Origin of the sequence: Streptomyces sp. NBC_01454 (assembly GCF_036227565.1) — a bacterium.
GTDB lineage: Bacteria > Actinomycetota > Actinomycetes > Streptomycetales > Streptomycetaceae > Streptomyces.
The window spans coordinates 7,896,801-7,912,897 of the sequence record NZ_CP109460.1 but is presented as its reverse complement, the minus strand read 5'-3'; the positions used below and the strand labels follow the sequence as shown (position 1 = coordinate 7,912,897).

Annotated in this window: 11 protein-coding genes and 1 pseudogene; 6 read left to right on the top strand and 6 right to left on the bottom strand. The window is 72.3% G+C overall.

Annotated features, from left to right (window positions below; genetic code table 11):
- Positions 1–56: 56 nt before the first annotated feature.
- Complete coding sequence (locus OIU81_RS34835) at positions 57–6,050, bottom strand: SDR family NAD(P)-dependent oxidoreductase (protein WP_329154262.1); 5,994 nt, start codon at positions 6,048–6,050, stop codon at positions 57–59.
- Positions 6,051–6,377: 327 nt separating this feature from the next.
- Here OIU81_RS34835 and OIU81_RS34830 point away from each other — a divergent pair, with 327 nt between their 5' ends.
- The 6 genes and pseudogenes from OIU81_RS34830 to OIU81_RS34805 all read left to right on the top strand — a co-directional run.
- The gene (locus tag OIU81_RS34830; protein ID WP_329154261.1) at positions 6,378–7,208 is read left to right on the top strand and encodes a 4'-phosphopantetheinyl transferase family protein; all 831 of its coding nucleotides are present in this window, start codon (positions 6,378–6,380) and stop codon (positions 7,206–7,208) included.
- Between the two features lie 315 nt (positions 7,209–7,523).
- Positions 7,524–7,739 carry a hypothetical protein gene (locus OIU81_RS34825; RefSeq protein ID WP_329154260.1) on the top strand — a complete coding sequence of 72 codons (216 nt, stop codon included), beginning with the start codon at positions 7,524–7,526 and terminating at the stop codon, positions 7,737–7,739.
- A gap of 187 nt (positions 7,740–7,926) precedes the next feature.
- On the top strand, positions 7,927–8,676 hold the full coding sequence (locus OIU81_RS34820; protein ID WP_329155574.1) for a TetR/AcrR family transcriptional regulator: 750 nt from the start codon (positions 7,927–7,929) through the stop codon (positions 8,674–8,676).
- Entirely contained in the window at positions 8,673–10,349 is a 1,677-nt protein-coding gene (locus OIU81_RS34815) for an MFS transporter (protein ID WP_329154259.1), read from the top strand. Before OIU81_RS34820 ends, OIU81_RS34815 begins: the two co-directional genes overlap by 4 nt.
- Positions 10,350–10,407: 58 nt before the next feature.
- On the top strand, positions 10,408–10,587 hold the full coding sequence (locus OIU81_RS34810) for a DUF6204 family protein (protein WP_329154258.1): 180 nt from the start codon (positions 10,408–10,410) through the stop codon (positions 10,585–10,587).
- A 22-nt stretch (positions 10,588–10,609) separates the two neighbouring features.
- Positions 10,610–10,765 (top strand): annotated as a pseudogene (locus tag OIU81_RS34805) (DUF2087 domain-containing protein); the annotation flags it as partial.
- Positions 10,766–10,820: 55 nt separating this feature from the next.
- Here the strand turns inward: OIU81_RS34805 and OIU81_RS34800 are convergent.
- The 5 genes from OIU81_RS34800 to OIU81_RS34780 are packed head-to-tail and all read right to left on the bottom strand — an operon-like array spanning position 10,821 to position 16,086.
- Positions 10,821–12,170: an acyltransferase domain-containing protein gene (locus OIU81_RS34800; RefSeq protein WP_329154257.1), complete on the bottom strand. Its 1,350-nt coding sequence runs from the start codon at positions 12,168–12,170 to the stop codon at positions 10,821–10,823.
- A gap of 33 nt (positions 12,171–12,203) precedes the next feature.
- Positions 12,204–13,163 carry a class I SAM-dependent methyltransferase gene (locus OIU81_RS34795; RefSeq protein WP_329154256.1) on the bottom strand — a complete coding sequence of 320 codons (960 nt, stop codon included), beginning with the start codon at positions 13,161–13,163 and terminating at the stop codon, positions 12,204–12,206.
- Between the two features lie 27 nt (positions 13,164–13,190).
- Positions 13,191–13,607, bottom strand: coding sequence for an aspartate 1-decarboxylase (gene panD / locus OIU81_RS34790; RefSeq protein WP_329155572.1), 417 nt, complete (start codon positions 13,605–13,607; stop codon positions 13,191–13,193).
- A 14-nt stretch (positions 13,608–13,621) separates the two neighbouring features.
- Positions 13,622–14,827 (bottom strand): cytochrome P450, encoded by a 1,206-nt coding sequence (locus tag OIU81_RS34785; RefSeq protein ID WP_329154255.1) that lies wholly within the window; start codon positions 14,825–14,827, stop codon positions 13,622–13,624.
- Entirely contained in the window at positions 14,827–16,086 is a 1,260-nt protein-coding gene (locus OIU81_RS34780) for a cytochrome P450 family protein (protein ID WP_329154254.1), read from the bottom strand. Before OIU81_RS34780 ends, OIU81_RS34785 begins: the two co-directional genes overlap by 1 nt.
- Between the last annotated feature and the right edge of the window lie 11 nt (positions 16,087–16,097).

Below are 16,097 nucleotides of genomic sequence, written 5' to 3'. Positions count from 1 at the left end.
GTGTTCTCTCCTGGTGGTCGGCGATGCGGGGGCGTGATCGGCCCGGCCGCGCCGGGTTACGGGAAGGTCAGGTCGAGCCGGGCCGAGCGGACCGGCGCGGGGGCCGGTCCGGGCGCGGCGGGCAGGCGCCAGAATGTGCTGCGCCGGTAGGCGGGCTTGGGCAGCGCCGGCCGTCCTGGTTCCCCGGGGGTGCCGGGGCCCAGCAGGACGTGGGCGTTGGTGCCTCCGAAGCCGAAGGCGCTGACGCCCACACGGCTCCCGGCCGGCAGGTCCGTCACCCGGGTGACCGGATAGAAGGGCGAGTCGGCGAAGGCGAAGCGCGGGTTCGGCCGGTCGCAGTGCAGCGTGGGCACGAGCCGGCCGTGCCGCAGGATCTGGACGGCCTTGATGAATCCGGCGACGCCCGCGGCGCTGAGCAGGTGCCCCATCGAGCTCTTGACGCTGCCGATGCCGCAGTAGCCGCGGTCCTCGGTGTACGTCCGGTGCACGGCGGTCAGGGCCTGGAGCTCGATCGGGTCGCCGATCATCGTGCCGGTGCCGTGGGCCTCGACGTAGCCGACGGTGCGGGCGTCGGCTCCGGCGCGCGTCAGCACGTCGGAGATCAGCGCGCGTTGGGCGCGGCCGCTCGGCGTGGTGTGCCCCATGGTCCGGCCGTCGTTGTTGACGCCCGAGGACTCGATGACGGCCAGCACCCGGTCCCCGTCGCGCAGGGCGTCGTCGAGGCGCTTGAGGAGCACCATCCCGGCGCCCTCGCCCGGGACGAGGCCGTCGGCGGACTCGTCGAAGGTACGGCAGCGGCCGGTGGGCGACAGCGCCTTGCCGGCGCTGAGCATGAGGTAGGGCTCCTCGTCGAACAGCAGGTCCACGCCTCCGGCCAGGGCCATCGACGACTCCCCCGACGCCAGGCTCCGGGCGGCCAGGTGGATGGTCACCAGCGACGAGGAACACGCGCTGTCGACCACGAGATTCGGCCCCGTCAGGTCCAGGAAGTGCGAGATGTGGGCGGCGACGAAGTTCTGGTTGACGCCGGCGATGTAGGGCCGCTCCGGGGGCTGCAGGTGCGCGCGGTGGTTGCCCGTGCGCGTGCCGACGAAGACGCCGACCGGCCCTCCCCGTACCTCGTCCTCGCGGTACCCGGCGTCCCGCAGGGCTTCCACGGACACCTCCAGCGCCTTGCGCGCCAGCGGGTCGAGGTGGCGGGCCGCCTCGGCGTCGAATCCGAAGAACTCCGGGTCGAACAGGGCGGCGTCGTCGAGGAATCCGCCCCACTTGCTCTGGCTGCGTCCCGGTCCGCCGTCCGGGCTGTAGAGGGAGGCCACGTCCCAGCGGTCGGCCGGCACCTCGGTGACGAGGTCGCGGCCGGCCAGCAGGGCCGCCCAGAACTGCGCCGGGTCGGACGCGCCCGGCAGGCGGCAGCCCATCCCGATCACGGCGATGGGCGTCGGCCGCCCGTCCGGGGACGGGGTCAGGACCTGTGCCTGGGCCTGTACGTCGGCCCGGGACGGCTGCGTCGGCGCCGCGGGGGCGGGCGGGCCGGCCCGCTCGGGTACGAGGTCGGCCGGGGGTGCGCCGAGCGCGGCGGCGAGGCCGCCGAGCGTCGGGTGCTCCTGGAGGAGGCTCGGATCGACCGGGTGGCGGAGGATCTCCTCCAGGGCGCGCACGAGTTCGGCCATCAGCAGCGAGTCCACGCCGATGTCACCGAGCAGGGTGTCGGCCGCCAGCAGGCCGGGGTCGACCTTGGTGGTGCGGGCCACGACGGCGTACAGCCAGTCCGGCGACGCCGCCGTGGCGGACTCACCGTACGGTGCGGTCGCGTACGGTACGGCAGCTGCCTCGGCTGAGGGCTGTGCGGGCCGCGGCTCCGCAGCGCGCCGCGGTGCCAGGAACAACTCGTCGGCGGCCACGGCGGTGCGCTCCACCCGGCACGGCAGGACCACGGGGTCGCCGGGCACCCGCAGGGCGAGGTCGAGCAGTTCCAGCGCGTCGTCGGCGGCGAGGTCGGGGATGCCGAGCCCGCCGCTGGCACTCGTACGCTCCAGCCCCATGCCCACGCCCCGCCACAAGGGCCAGCGCAGGGCGCGCACCACGCACCCGGAGGCGCCGGTGTCGTGGGCGGCGGCGAAGTCGTCGAGCACGCCGTTCGCCGCCGCGTAGTCCAGGTGGCCCGCGGCGAGGGACGGCACCGCTCCCGCCACGGAGGAGAACAGCACCATGAGCCGGGGCGGCGTGGCTTCGAAGGCCGCCCACAGCACCCGCAGCCCGTCGGTCTTGGGCCGCAGCACCCGGGAGATCTCCTCGGGCGTACGGGACAGGAAGGACGTGGGCGGGTCCATGACCCCCGCGCAGTGGAAGACGGCGTCGATACCGCCGGCCTGCTTCCTGACCCGGCCGATCAGCCGGCGCAGGGAGGCGACGTCGTCCAAGGCGTCGGTCCGTACGGTCAGCGTCACCCCCCGCTCGACGAGGGCGAGCAGCGCGGTGAGGCGGGCGCGCAGCGCCGGGTCGGTGGCGGGTGCGGCGACGAGGGCGGCCCACTGGTTGCGGACCGGCGCCCGGGAACGCCCGACGAGCACGATGTGGCGGGCTCCCCGGTCGGCGAGGTGGGCGGCGAGGCGTAGGCCGATGCCGCCGAGGCCGCCGGTGATGAGCACCGCGCCGCGGTCGACGCCCGCGAGCAGGTCCTCGGCGGCCCGCGCCGGCGCGAAGGCGGCCACGAGCCGGCGGCGGCGCGTGCCCTCGTACCGGATCTCCGTCTCCCGGTCGACGGCGGCGGTCTCGGCCCGGACCGCGGCGGCGAGTTCAGCGGTGCCGCCGTCGACACGGACGGTGCGGCCGTGGAGGGCCTGGAACTCGCCGGACAGGGAGCGGTAGAAGCCCGCGAGCGCGGAGCGTTCGGCGCCGCTGACGTGGACGCAGCGCAGCCCGACGCGGGGGTTCGAGGTGAGCGTCCGCTGCAGCAGGCTGATGCGCTCGGTGACGTGGGTGCCGGGGGCGGACCAGTCGACGAGGTCGACGATCCCGCCGAGGCCGGCCAGTTCGGGTACGGGATCCCCGGGGACGTGCGCCACGGCGCGGCCGCCGAGCACCGTGCGGGCCAGTTCCGGGTCGGTGGTGACCACCAGCAACCGGCCGGTGTCGCCGGTGTCCGGCGCCGGTACGTCCGTCCACTCGGTGGTGAGGAGTTCGGCGCCCGCGACGGGCGCGACCCAGTGCTGGTCGCGGCCGAAGGGGTAGGTCGGCAGCGACACGGGCGGTGCGTCCGGGGCCGTCCGGGCCGGCCCCGCCCCTTCGGACTGTCCGTTCACGGGCGCGTTCGGCGGGGTGTCGAGCACCGAGGTGAGCCGCGCGGCGAGTTCGCCGAGGTCCGACGCCTCGACGGCGACGCGGTACGGCAGTGCCGCACGCCCCGTGCTCAGGGTCCGCGCGATCGACGCGAGCGGCGGGGCGTCCGCGGAGCGGACCACCTCCAGCAGACGGGCCACGGCCTCCCGCAGGGCCTGCGGGGTCCGGGCGGAGACGGACACGGCCACCGGAGCGGCCGTGGCGGGGGCCGCCGCCGGGCGGGGGCCCTCCTCCAGGACCACATGCGCATTGGTGCCGCCCATCCCGAAGGAGCTGACCCCGGCCCGCAGGGGGCCGCCGCCCACGGGTGACTCCCATGCGCTGCGGTCGCGTTGGAGGCGCAGCGGCGTACCGTCGATCTTGATCATCCGGTTCGGGCGGATCAGGTTGCGCGCGGCCGGCAGCGTACGGTGCCTCATCGCCAGGATCACCTTGACCATGCCGGCGATTCCGGCGGCGGCCTCCAGGTGGCCGATGCTCGTCTTGACCGAGCCGACCGCACAGTGCGGCTCGGTGGGACGTGCGTGGCCCCACTGCGCGTAGAGCCGCTCGAACGCGGCGACCATGCCGGAGACTTCGATCGGGTCCCCCAGGCGCGTACCGGTGCCGTGCGCCTCGATGTAGCCGACCGTGCGCGGGTCGACGCCCGCCTCGTTGTAGGCGGTGACGAGCAGGTCGGCCTGCGCGTCCGGGTTGGGGGCGGTGAAGGACTGGGCCTGCCCTCCGTGGTTGACGGCCACGCCGCGGATCACCGCGTGCACGCGGTCGCCGTCGGCCAGCGCCCGGTCCAGCGGCTTGAGGAGCAGGGCGGCGACGCCCTCGCCGCGGACGTATCCGTCCGCGTCGTCGTCGAAGGTGTGGCAGCGGCCTCGCGGACTCAGCACGCCGGTGCGCTGGTAGGCGTGTTGCCGGGCGGGGTCGCACAGGACGTTGACACCGCCCGCGAACGCCTGGTCGCATTCGCCGGCGCGCAGCGCGGCGACGGCCTGTGCGACGGCGACCAGGGACGAGGAGCAGAGGGTGTCCACGGCGACGCTGGGTCCGCGCAGGCCCAGGGTGTACGAGACGCGGTTGGCCACGAGGGAGGGTGAGACCGCGACGCTCAGGTGCGGCTCGTCCCGCCCGGCGTGCCGGGCGATCAGCGCGGCGTAGTCGGAGTGGCACACGCCCGCGTAGACGCCGGTGCGGCTGCCGGTGAGCGAGGCCGGATCGCGTCCGGCGTCCTCGGCCGTCGCCCACACGGTCTCCAGCAGCAGCCGCTGCTGGGGGTCCATCAGGGCGGCTTCACGCGGGCTGATGGCGAAGAACTCGTGGTCGAAGCCGCGTATGTCGTCGAGCAGGGCCGCCTTGCCGATCAGACCGGGGTGGTCGGCCGCGTTCCAGCGGTCCGCGGGAACGTCGCGGACCGCGTCCTCGTCGCGGCCCAGGAGGTCCCACAGTTCGGGCACGCTGGGCGCGCCGGGGAACCGGCCGGCCATACCGATCACGGCGATCGGCATGGCGGCGGGTCTCTCGGCCGGCGGTAAGGCCGCCGGCGCGGCCGCGGCCGGATCCGGGCGGTCGCCGCGCACGACGCGGGCCATGGCGGTGACCGTGAACGCCTGGAACAGGGTGCTGGGATCGATCTCGCAGCCGACCTCGTCCTCGGCCCGTACGGCGGCCTCGGACAGGGCCAGGCTGTCCAGTCCGCGCGGGCGCAGGTCGTCGTCCGCGGTCAGCGAGCCCGCGGGCTCCCCGAGCACGGTCTCCATCAGGGCCAGGAGCCGGCTTTCGAGGTCTTCGGGCAGGGAGCCGCGCGGCGGTTCGGAAACGGCAGCGGCGGAAGGGGAGGCGGACTCGATCGCGACGACCGGGGCGGCGCCGTCGCCCGGGAGGGCAGCGAAGGCCTCGGGCCGGACGAGCCGCTTGACGGTCTCCAGGCGGGCGAGCGGCCGGCCATCGCGTTCCCGCAGGAGGGAGGAGGTGAGGACCACCCGGTCCTCCGACTCCCGCCGGAACCCGTCCAGGCGGTAGCGCACAGCGTCGGACAGGCCGCAGTTGCCGAGGTAGACGATGTCCCGGCTGAGGGTGACGGCGTCGACGGCCCACTCGCCGCCGGGCACCACGGACCGTACGTAATTGCGCTCGCCGCGGTCGTTGATGTGCGGGTACGAGGCGAAGTAGAGCAGGCCCGCCGCGTTCACGTCCGCGAAGGGGTTCAGCTCGTACGTGTCGGTGTAGAGGCTGGTGGCGCCGTCGCCCTCCAGCCGGGTGAGGGCCCGGAACTCGCTCTGGAAGTCGCGGTGTTCCCTGCTCGCGCCCGCCACGGGGCCGCGGCCTTCGTGGCGCGGGGTGCCGGGGACGAGCCAGTTGCCGGGGCCCCTGCGGACGAAGGAGGTCAGGAGCCGGACGTCGACCGACGTCGTGGGCGTGGCGAAGCGGATGTCGCTGACGAAGGCGTGCTCGTCGAGCCGGGCGAGCGTGCCGGTCAGTTCTCCCTCGTCGTGCTCGGTGAAGAAGCGGAGGGAGCCGGCCGCCGTCAGGCTGGCGCGGGTGAAGGCGGGCAGCAGCCGTTCGCCGTCGGCGTCGGCGAGTTCTGCGACCGGGAGGCCGAAGTGCTCGCCGATCAGGGACCAATGGAGGTCGCCGGACTCGCGTAACAGCCAGTTCTCGGAGAGGCCGCCGACGGAGAGTGCGGGAAGGCCGAGGACGATCCGGCGGGTCAGCATATGGACACCCGCCCGGCTGCGGTACGCCCGGCGGACGCTGCGGGCCGGAGCGCGCCCCGGCGCGCATGCGGCCACGACTGATCACAGCGCTGAATCATCTACATCCCCCGATGCATTCCCTGAAGGCCCATCAAGCACACCGGACGTCAAAGTAGTTGACCATCGAAACTACTTACGCCGGGGCCTGTATGGCGCAGTGACCACTGATGTGGTCGATCATTGAAGCCACCCTTGGCTCGGCCCCCTCCCCCGTCACTGCAATTCGAGGGCCGACGAGAATGAATCGTGGACGACAATGCCTGGTTACGCAAGTGGAATGGGTCGCCAATGTCAGGAATTCCGGAGCCGGTTCTCGGCATCCACCATCCGGAACGGAAGCCCGGTCCGACCTGGCCGGACGGCGTGAACCCCGGTCCCCGCACGGGGCTGGGGCCGGGGCCGCGCCCCGACGCCGGGGGGCCCGGCCTACTCGTCGGTACGCTGCCGGACGTCGTGATCGTGGAGCTGTTCGCCGACCCGCCGGACATCCACCTCTACCCGGAGGAAGCGGACAGGGTGAGGCGCGCGGTCGACAGGCGCCGACGAGAATTCGCCACCGTCCGGCTGTGCGCCCGCACGGCCCTGGCCCGGCTCGGGGTGCCGCCCGGGCCGATCCTCCCCGGTCCCGCCGGGGCGCCGGCCTGGCCCGAGGGCGTCGCGGGCAGCATGACCCACTGCCCCGGCTACCGGGCCGCGGCGGTCGCCAGGACCGCGACGGTCGCCGCGGTCGGGATCGACGCCGAACCGAACTCCGCGCTGCCCAGGGGCGTCGAGAGGATGGTGGCCTCACCCGAGGAACGGCGCACGCTGGACCGTCTCACCCTGTCCCATCCCGCCGTGGCCTGGGACAAGCTGCTGTTCAGCGCGAAGGAGAGCACGTACAAGACCTGCTTCCCGCTGATGGGCCGGCTGATGGATTTCAGCGACTGCACCATCACCCCCGATCCGGAGCGGGGCACCTTCAGCAGTTCCCTGCACGTGCCCGGCCCGGTGGTCGGCGGGCGACGGATGAACACCTTCACCGGTCACTGGCGGACCGTCGTCCGGGAGGGCGTCGAGTACGTGGCGACGGGGATCGTCGTACCGGCCGCCCCCGCACCCGCGGTGGGTGACCGGTGACGGCAGGCCGCATTCCGACCACGGCCGACGCCTGGCCGAAATGCATGGGAGACAAGTGCATTCCCCCTGGGGGTTGCGTGGGAATTCAGCCAAATAACTCGCCGAGCCCCGCGTGACCGTCCCGCAGGGGGCCCCGCCGGGTCAATGGCCGGAACTCGATCACAACCTTGGAGGCCCTCGTGCGTCAGCAGGGTGATCGACATGCTGCAAGAAGGAAAAGAAACGCACTATTGACGGCCCTTCGCGAGGGCGGTTCGCTTCCCGGTCCAGGAGGTGCAATAGCTCTTCCACGCCGGCACAGGCCCCCACTCGGCCATGGACTTACTGCCCGGCTCGGTCGGCTACGACGGCATCGCCTGGCGGGCGCCAGCTGAGGAGGCCGCCCGCCTCTACCGGCTGGACGCCCTGACGGCGAGTGTGGATTGCACCTGGTCCCACCCCAACCCCCTCATCCGGCATCGCCAGTTGTGGGCGATCGACCACGACGCGGCGCTGATCTTCCAGCGCTCGTGGCCGGCGGTGGACGGCTGAGCCAACCGCGACCACGAACTGCGGGCCCGGCACCTCGACGCCCTCAACCGCTTCCGGGTCCCGGGGCCGGCCTCCGCCCGCCCCTGCCGCTCGGTCACGGGCTGCCACCACGCCTTCGGGCACTGGTGTCAGCCCCTTCGCATGCGCGCCCGCAGCACGGCCGCCGCCTTCCCTTAATTCATTTCAGATACAACTTCGTATTGGAATACAGTCTTGTATCTGGAAGCGCGTCAAGGAGGCGATCACCATCACCAAGCGACTTACCCGGCAGCAGAGCCGGCAGGTCACCCGCGACCAGATCCTTCAGTCGGCGGCCGCACTCTTCGCCGGCCAGGGGGTCAGCGGAACCTCGGTGGAGCAGATCGTCGAGGCCGCCGGCTACACCCGGGGCGCCTTCTACGGCAACTTCGAGGGCAAGCACGAGCTCGTCCTCGCCCTGCTCGAACAGCGGACCCAACACGAGTTGGAAGAGATCCAGGCGCTGAGCCGCGAGGCGGCCACCTTCGAGGAGATGCTCGCCCACCTCCGCTCCTGGCACCGCCGGCGCGACGAGAACCTCGCCAGCTGGCTCGCCCTGCGCACCGAACTCTGGCTCTACGGACTGCGCGACCCGGAGCTGCTGCCCGTACTGGCGAACCGCGAGCGCCGCTCCCGGGACGCGATCGCCCAGTCGCTGGAGCAGGGCTTCGCCGCGCGCGGCGTGACCACGCCGGCGCCCGTGGAGCTCCTGGCGCTGATCGTGCACGCGCTGGACGACGGGCTGTCCATCCAGCGCGTGCTCTTCCCCTCCGACAGCGGCACGGACTCCGTCGTGGACGTGGTGGAACTCCTCATGAAGTCCTGGACCGCACTCGCCCGCAGCACCGCAACCGCTGCCGGACCCACCGCGGCACCTGCCGCCGAACCCCCGACAGAGAACCTGGAGAAGAACCCATGAACAAGGCAGGACAGGCAGAAAAGCCGGAGCACGCCGGCCCACCTGCCACCCCCGACGCGCCCGAGCCCGACCCGAAGCGGTGGCTCGCGCTTACCGTCCTGCTGGTCGCCACCTTCATGGACCTGCTCGACGCCAACATCATCACCGTGGCGATCCCGAGCATCCAACGCGACCTCGGCGCCTCGACCGTCGCCATCCAGGCGATGACGGCCGGCTACACCCTGAGCTTCGCGGTCCTGCTGATCACCGGCGGCCGGCTCGGTGACATCTTCGGCCGCAAGCGGATGTTCCTCCTCGGCGTCAGCGGCTTCGTCCTCGCGTCCGCGATGTGCGCCGCCGCGCCCAGCACCGAATTACTCGTCGTCGCCCGTGCGCTCCAGGGTCTCACGGCCGCGATCATGGTGCCCCAGGTGCTCGCGCTCATCCACGTCTCCTTCGCCCCCCAGGAGATCGGCCGCGTCGTCAGCCTCTACGCGAGCATGGTCGGCGTGGCCATCGTCTCCGGTCCCCTCATCGGCGGCGCCCTGATCAGCTGGAGCCCGCTGGACCTCGGCTGGCGCAGCATCTTCGTGGTGAACCTGCCGGTCGGCGTGGTGGCCCTGATCGGCGCCGCGAAGTGGATGCGGGAATCGAGCTCCCCCCACGCGAAGCGCCTGGACATCATCGGCATGCTGCTGATCATCCTCGGACTGCTGCTGCTCATGGTGCCGCTGACCCTCGGCCGCGAGCTCGACTGGCCGCTGTGGAGCATCGTCTCGCTCGTCGCCACCACCCCCGTTCTTGTGCTGTTCGTGGTCTACGAACGCCACAAGACCCGCAAGGACGGCTCGCCCCTGGTGACGCTGTCCCTGTTCAAGGTCCGCGCGTTCGGCGCCGGCATCGGCGTGCAGCTCCTCTTCAGTGCCATCCCCGCGGGCTTCTTCCTGAGCTGGACCCTCTACCTCCAGGCCGGCCTCGGCTGGTCGGCCCTGCACACAGGTCTGACCGCGATCCCGTTCTCCCTGTGCGTGCCGATCGTCGGCGGACTCGCCGTCCGCAGGTTCTCCCCGCTCTACGGCCGTTACTGCCTGCTCGCGGGGGCCGCCCTGATGCTCGCGGGCATCCTCTCCTACGCCTGGGCGGCCGGCCACTTCGGGACGGACATCACCTCCTGGCACGCGATCCCGTCCATGCTCCTGATCGGCTCCGGCATGGGTCTGCTCATGCCCCCGCTGACGGCGCTGGTGCTCAGGGAGGTCCAGCCGCAGGAAGCCGGCGCCGCCTCCGGCATCATCAACGCCACCGGCCAGCTCGGTGCCGCGCTCGGCGTGGCAGTCATCGGCAGCCTCTTCTTCGCGGCCCTCGCGGGCAACGCCGGGCCGCAGGCCGAACGGGTCGTCCCCACCGTGCAGTCGGTGTCGCCCCTGCAGGCCTCGGGCCTCAAGGACTGCGCGACCGAGGCACTCGGCCAGGACGACCTGGCCAAGGTTCCGGACACCTGCTCCACCCTGGTGCAGGGCGCCGACGGCGGCACCCGGGATACGATCAATGGCGCGCTCGACGAGATCCGCGCGAAGACGTTCGTGTCCACCTACAGCGAGACGCTGTACTGGGTGGCCGGTGGCCTCGTCCCGGTCACCACCCTCGTGCTGCTCCTGCCGCACCACCGGGTCCGGCGGGAGGAAATGGCCTAGTGCGCCCCGCCCCTGACGACCGGTCGAACCGGCGAACCACGTCTGGAGACCGGCCATCATGAGCAGCAGTACGACCTACCGGGTCCTCACCCGGGGCAAGTTCGCGCCCCTCGACGAGGAGCAGCGCGTGGCGCTGCTCGCCCAGGTCGGCGACCACGGCGTGCTCAGCGCCCGGTTCACCGAGGAGGGCACGGTGAACTACGAGCGCGGGCTGCACGGGTTCACCTCCGCGTGCTGATCCCCGCACCCCGGGCGAGGAGTACGACGAGCGCACGGTGACGGAGCGTCTGGAGCCGTGGTGCGAGAGCGGTGTCCTCGACGCGTTGTCACTGCGTCGGGCCCTCGTCGACGTCGGGGTGCTGCGCCGGGAGTCGGGTCTGTACGGCCTCACCGCTGCTCCGGTCGGCGCCGCCTGACACCGAGGGGCCCCCGTCCGGCCGGATGGGGGCCCCTCGGCCTTCGCTCGTTCTTCTAGGCGGGGACGGCCCGGCCCGCCGCCACGGGTGCCGGCCGGGGCCGGCGCACCGCCTCCAGTACGGCAGCCTGGTACGGGGTGAGGGCGCCGGCCCGCTCCTGCGGGAACAGCGCGGCCCAGTTCGGCTCCCGCCCGCAGGCGTACAGGGTCCCGAGCGAGGCGAGCATGGAGCGGGCCTCGGCCCGCCGCCTGCCGGAGGGCAGCAGCCATCCCTGCCGCTCCCCGTGTTCGAGGGTCTGGCGCACCGGGCTGAGCAGTACCGGATGGGCGCTGACCTCGAGGAACACCTCGTGTCCCGCGGCGCCCAGATGCTCCACCGCGGCCGCGAACCGCACCGGTTCCCGCAAGTTGCGCATCCAGTACGCGGCCCCGAGCCCGGCGCCCTGCACCGGCTCGGCCGTCACGGTCGAGTACATCGGCAGGCAGGTAGGAGCCGGCTCCAGGGTACGCAGGGCGGCGTGCAGGTCCTCGCGCAGCTCCTCCACGTAGTGGCTGTGCGAGGCGACCGTACCCTTGATCACCCGGCAGTAGACGTCCCTCGCCTCCAGCTCGGCGACGAGCACCGCGAGCGAGTGCGAGTCCCCCGCCAGGACGGTGGAGCGGGGGCTGTTCTCCCCCGCCACGCTGATCCCGCCGCCGCTCGCCTCGGCCACCGCCTGCGCCTCGGCCGGGGAGAGTTCCGTCGTGGCCAGCGCCCCCTTGCCGGAGATCCGGCGCAGCAGCGCGCTGCGCCGACAGGCGACCATCAGGGCCTCGCGCAGGGTCAGGCCGCCGGCCGTGTGGGCGGCGGCGATCTCCCCCATGCTGTGCCCGACGACCGCGTCGGGCGTGATCCCCCAGCTGCGCCAGAGCGCGGTCAGGGCGATCTGCAGGGAGACCATCGTCGGCTGGAGGACGTCCAGTTCGTCCAGCCGGGCCTCCCCGGCCGGCAGCCTCAGCTGCTCGACGACGGAGAAGCCGGCGAACTCGCGTACCAGCAGGTCGCACTGGAGCAGCACCGCACGGAACACCGGTTGCTGTACAAGGAATTCGCGGCCCATCCCGTACCACTGGGCGCCCTGTCCGGCGAAGACGAACACCAGCCCGGGGCGCCGGGCCGTGACCTGTGCCGGGACCCGCTCCACCTCGCCCGCACAGGCCTCTTCGAGCTGCGTGCGCAGGTCGTCGTACGAGTCGACGGCGAAGGCGATCCGGTGGGCTCCGGTCGTGCCCGTCGCCGCCTCGTGGCAGTACCGGGCGAGTGAGGGCAGTTCGCGTCCGGCACGGATCCTGTCGAGGTGGGCGTACAGCAGCACCTGGAGCAGGTCCTCGGTGCCGGCGGCGACGGCGAACAGGCGTGGGCTCATGCTTCCCCCTTTTGGTTTCGGCCCGGGCGGCGGTCATCGGCGGACGGCGATCCGGTGGCGGTAGCTCTCCATCGGCAGGCCGTTCATCCACGGCACGATGCCCAGCTTGCTGAGCGCCTTGATGGCGGGCGGCGGCTGGTAGCCCGCGAACATGCCGCCGAACATGAGGATCTGGCTGTGCGCGGCGATCTGGCGCACCAGCGGGTTCATGCGCTGCTTGCCGAGGGTGGTGCGGAAGTGGCTGCCGGGTGCCATCCGGCGGCGGACGGCCGCACGGACCCGGTCCGAGATGTCGTGGTCGGCCGTCCACTCCAGGCCCTTGGTCTCCTCCGCCGTGCGCCGCATGGTCTCCGTGCGCTGCCGGGTGTAGACGTCGATGTGGCTGAGGAAGCCACCGGGGCGCAGCACGCGTGCGGCCTCGGCGAGGAACTTGGCGAGGTCGGGGTAGGTGTGCGAGCTCTCGATGTTGACGAGCACGTCGACGGAGCCGTCCTCGAAGGGCAGGTCCTCCGCGTCGCCGTGCACGAAGGTGAGCGCGTCCCCGCGGGACAGGGTGGCGGTGGCCCGTGCGACGGCCTTCGGTGACAGGTCCAGGCCGGTCATGCCGGCGCCGGGGGCGACGCGGGAGAGGAAGTTGAGGCCCTCCCCCATGCCGCAGCCGACCTCCAGGACGTGGCGGCCGGCGTAGTCGTCCAGGTCGATGGGGAGTTCGCGCAGGGCGAGGAAGTAGAGCTGCTCGCTGAAGCCGTCGGTCCAGGGCTCGCCGAAGCCGGGCACGCGGGCGCGGATCTCCTCGACGAGCGCGGGGTCGTGCATACCCCAGTTCCACAGGGCCCCGTGGCCGGAGAGCGTGGCGGCCATGTCGTAGATGGTGGCGCTGGCGGACTTCATGCCGGTGGCGTTCGCGCCGCGGCGGGCGGTGCCGGACTCGTCGAGGTTGATGTCCGCGAGACCGCTGGTGAAGGCGGTCATGACATCAGGGCTGGCACTCATGTGGGTCTCCGGTGAGCAGGTGGGTGGTCAGGCACTGACGGTGTCGCCGCGCACCAGGCCGAATCCGTCGGGTACGTCGGCGGGGTCGGTGCGGGTCGTGACGGGTCGGTTGTCGCCGTCGACGAACACCACGCTCGGCTGGTACGAGCGGGCGTGCTCCTCGCTCATGGAGGCGTAGGAGATGATGATGACGAGGTCGCCGGGGTTGATGAGGTGGGCCGCGGCGCCGTTGATGCCGATGACCCCGCTGTCGGCCTCGCCCTCGATGACGTAGGTGCTGAGGCGGGCCCCGTTGTCGACGTCGACGATGTCGACCTTTTCGCCGGGCAGCAGGTTCGCGGCGGCCATCAGCGTGGAGTCGATGGTGACGGAGCCCACGTAGTGCAGGTCCGCCTGGGTCACCGTGGCACGGTGGATCTTGGACTTGAACATCTCTCGGTACAGCACGTTCGCTCCGTTCACCAGGTCACCGGTAGTTCTTGGACGCCGTAGATGATCATGTCCGGGCGGGTGCGGACCTCGGCGGCGGGAATGCCGAGGCGTAGCCTCGGGAAGCGCCCGAACAGGGCCTCGAGGGCGACCCGCAGTTCCAGCCGGGCGAGTTGCTGGCCCACGCACTGGTGGATGCCGTGCCCGAAGGCGAGGTGCGGTACGGGCTCGCGGGTCACGTCCAGCTCGTCCGGCAGGGCGCAAAGCACCGGATCGCGGTTGGCGGCCGCGAAAGAGAACGAGACCGCGTCCCCGGCCGCCATCCGGTGTCCCTCGAACTCCAGGTCCTCGCCCACGGCGCGGATGCCACCCGCGTGGACGATCGTGAGGTAGCGCAGCAGTTCCTCGACCGTCCTCTCGGCCAGGGAGGTGTCGGCGGCCAGCGCGGCCGACTGCTCGGGGTGCTCCAGCAGGGCGAAGGTGCCCAGGGCGATCATGTTCGCGCTGGTGTCGTATCCGGCGGTCAGCAGTACGGCGCCGACCGTGACGAGTTCCTCGTCCGTGAGCCGGCCCTCGGTGACGAGGGTGGCGAGCAGGTCGTCCGCCGGTTCGGCGCGCTTCGCCTCGACCAGCCCGCGCAGCAGGCCGGTGAGGGCGTGCCAGCCGGCGATGGCCTCCTCGGCGCTGGAGTGCACGGCGAAGAGTGCCTTGATGGCCCGGGCGAAGGCCGGGCGTTCCGACAGGGGAACGCCCAGCAGCTCGCAGATGGCCGACGCAGCCATGGGCTCCGCGAACCCCGTCACCAGGTCGACCGGGCCCTCACCCTTGCCGGCGCCCATGGCGTCCAGGTGGCTGGCGGCGAGCTCCTTCAGCCGGGGTTCGAGGGTGCGGGTGCGGCGCGCCGAGAACCAGGCGGCCACCGCCCGCCGGTAGCGGGTGTGCTCCGGCGGGTCCATCGCCGTGAACATGCCCGGGGCCGGCTCGGTGCGGTCCGTCGCCATGGGCAGCGGGATGGGCGAGCGCAGCGCGTCCCCCCGGGAGCTCATCCGGGGGTCGGACAGCAGTTTGCGGACCTGGGTGTAGCCGGTGACCAGCCAGCCCACGTGCCCGTCGGGGAACTCCATGCGGGCGACCGGGTGGTCCGCGCGGAGCACGCCCAGTTCGGGTGCGGGGTCGAAGGGGCACCGGCCCCGGGTCATCGGCAGACCCGGGACTGTGGGAAGGCCGTCGGTCATCACACCTCGTTCTCCGGGGACAGGCGGACGGGAAGACGCTGCATCGGCATCAGGTAGCGCGGCTCGATCTCCTGCGGGTCAACGGCCAGCGACAGGTCCGGGAACCGCTTGAACAGTGCGGTCAGGGCGACCTCCCCCTCGATCAGGGCGAGGCTGGCGCCCAGGCAGTAGTGCGCGCCCCGGCCGAAGCCCAGGTGCGGGTTCTGCTCACGGGTGACGTCGAGGCGTCCGGGCTCCTCGAAGACCTCGGGGTCCCGGTTCGCGGCGGCCAGCGCTACCTGGATGGCCTCTCCGGGCTGCACCTTCACCCCGCCGATCTCGACGGGCTCGGTGGCGAAGCGGCGGAAGGCGTGCTTCACCGGCGCGGTGTGGCGCACGAGTTCGGCGACGGCCCGGCTGCCGAGAGAGGGGTCGTTCTTCAGCAGTTCCAGCTGATCGGGGTGCTGGAGCAGGGTGAAGACCCCGAGGGCGACGAGGTTGCGGACGGTCTCGTGGCCGGCCTGTACGAGGACCATCGCCAGGGCGGTCAGCTCGTCGTCGGTCAGCCGGTCGCTGTCCTCCTCGTGAACCTGCACCAGCTCGGAGATCAGGTCGTCGCGCGGGTCGGCCTGGCGGGCGGCGATCAGTTCCCGGGTCACCCGGGCCATGCCCCGTACGGCCGGGGCGAACTGCTCGGGGTTCGGGCGCAGGGCCTGGGCAAGGGTCTCGCTCCACGCGCGCCACTGCTCGCGGTACTCCTCGTCGACGCCGAGGAGTTCACAGATGACACTGATGGCCAGCGGGTGCGCGTAGTCCGCGATCAGGTCGGGCTCGGCCTTGCCGGCGAGGCCGTCGAGCAGGCGCTCCGCCACGCGTTCGACGGCGGGGGTCAGGGCCAGCATCCGCCGGGCGGACAGGGCCCGGGTGACGAGGCGGCGGACCCTCATGTGGTCCTCGCCGTCCATGGTCAGCAGGGTGGAGTCGAACATCTCGACGATGTCCTCGGGGATGCCCCGGCTGAGCATGCTCTCGCGGTGGGAGTCGCCCGGCGGGCGGCTGCGCAGGGTCGGCTCGCCGAGCACCGTCTTGACGTCGTGGTGTCCGGTGACCACCCAGACGTCGCTGCCGTCGGCGAACTTCCCGCGGCAGACGGGCCGGGGGCCGCCGAGCCAGCGCTCCCCCGCCTTCGGGTCGGTGATGAACTTCGGGTCGGACAGGTCGAACTCGCTCGCCAAGTCGTCGGATCCGGTGCTGAGTTCCGTGGTGGGGGTTTCGGTCATGCGGTCTGCCT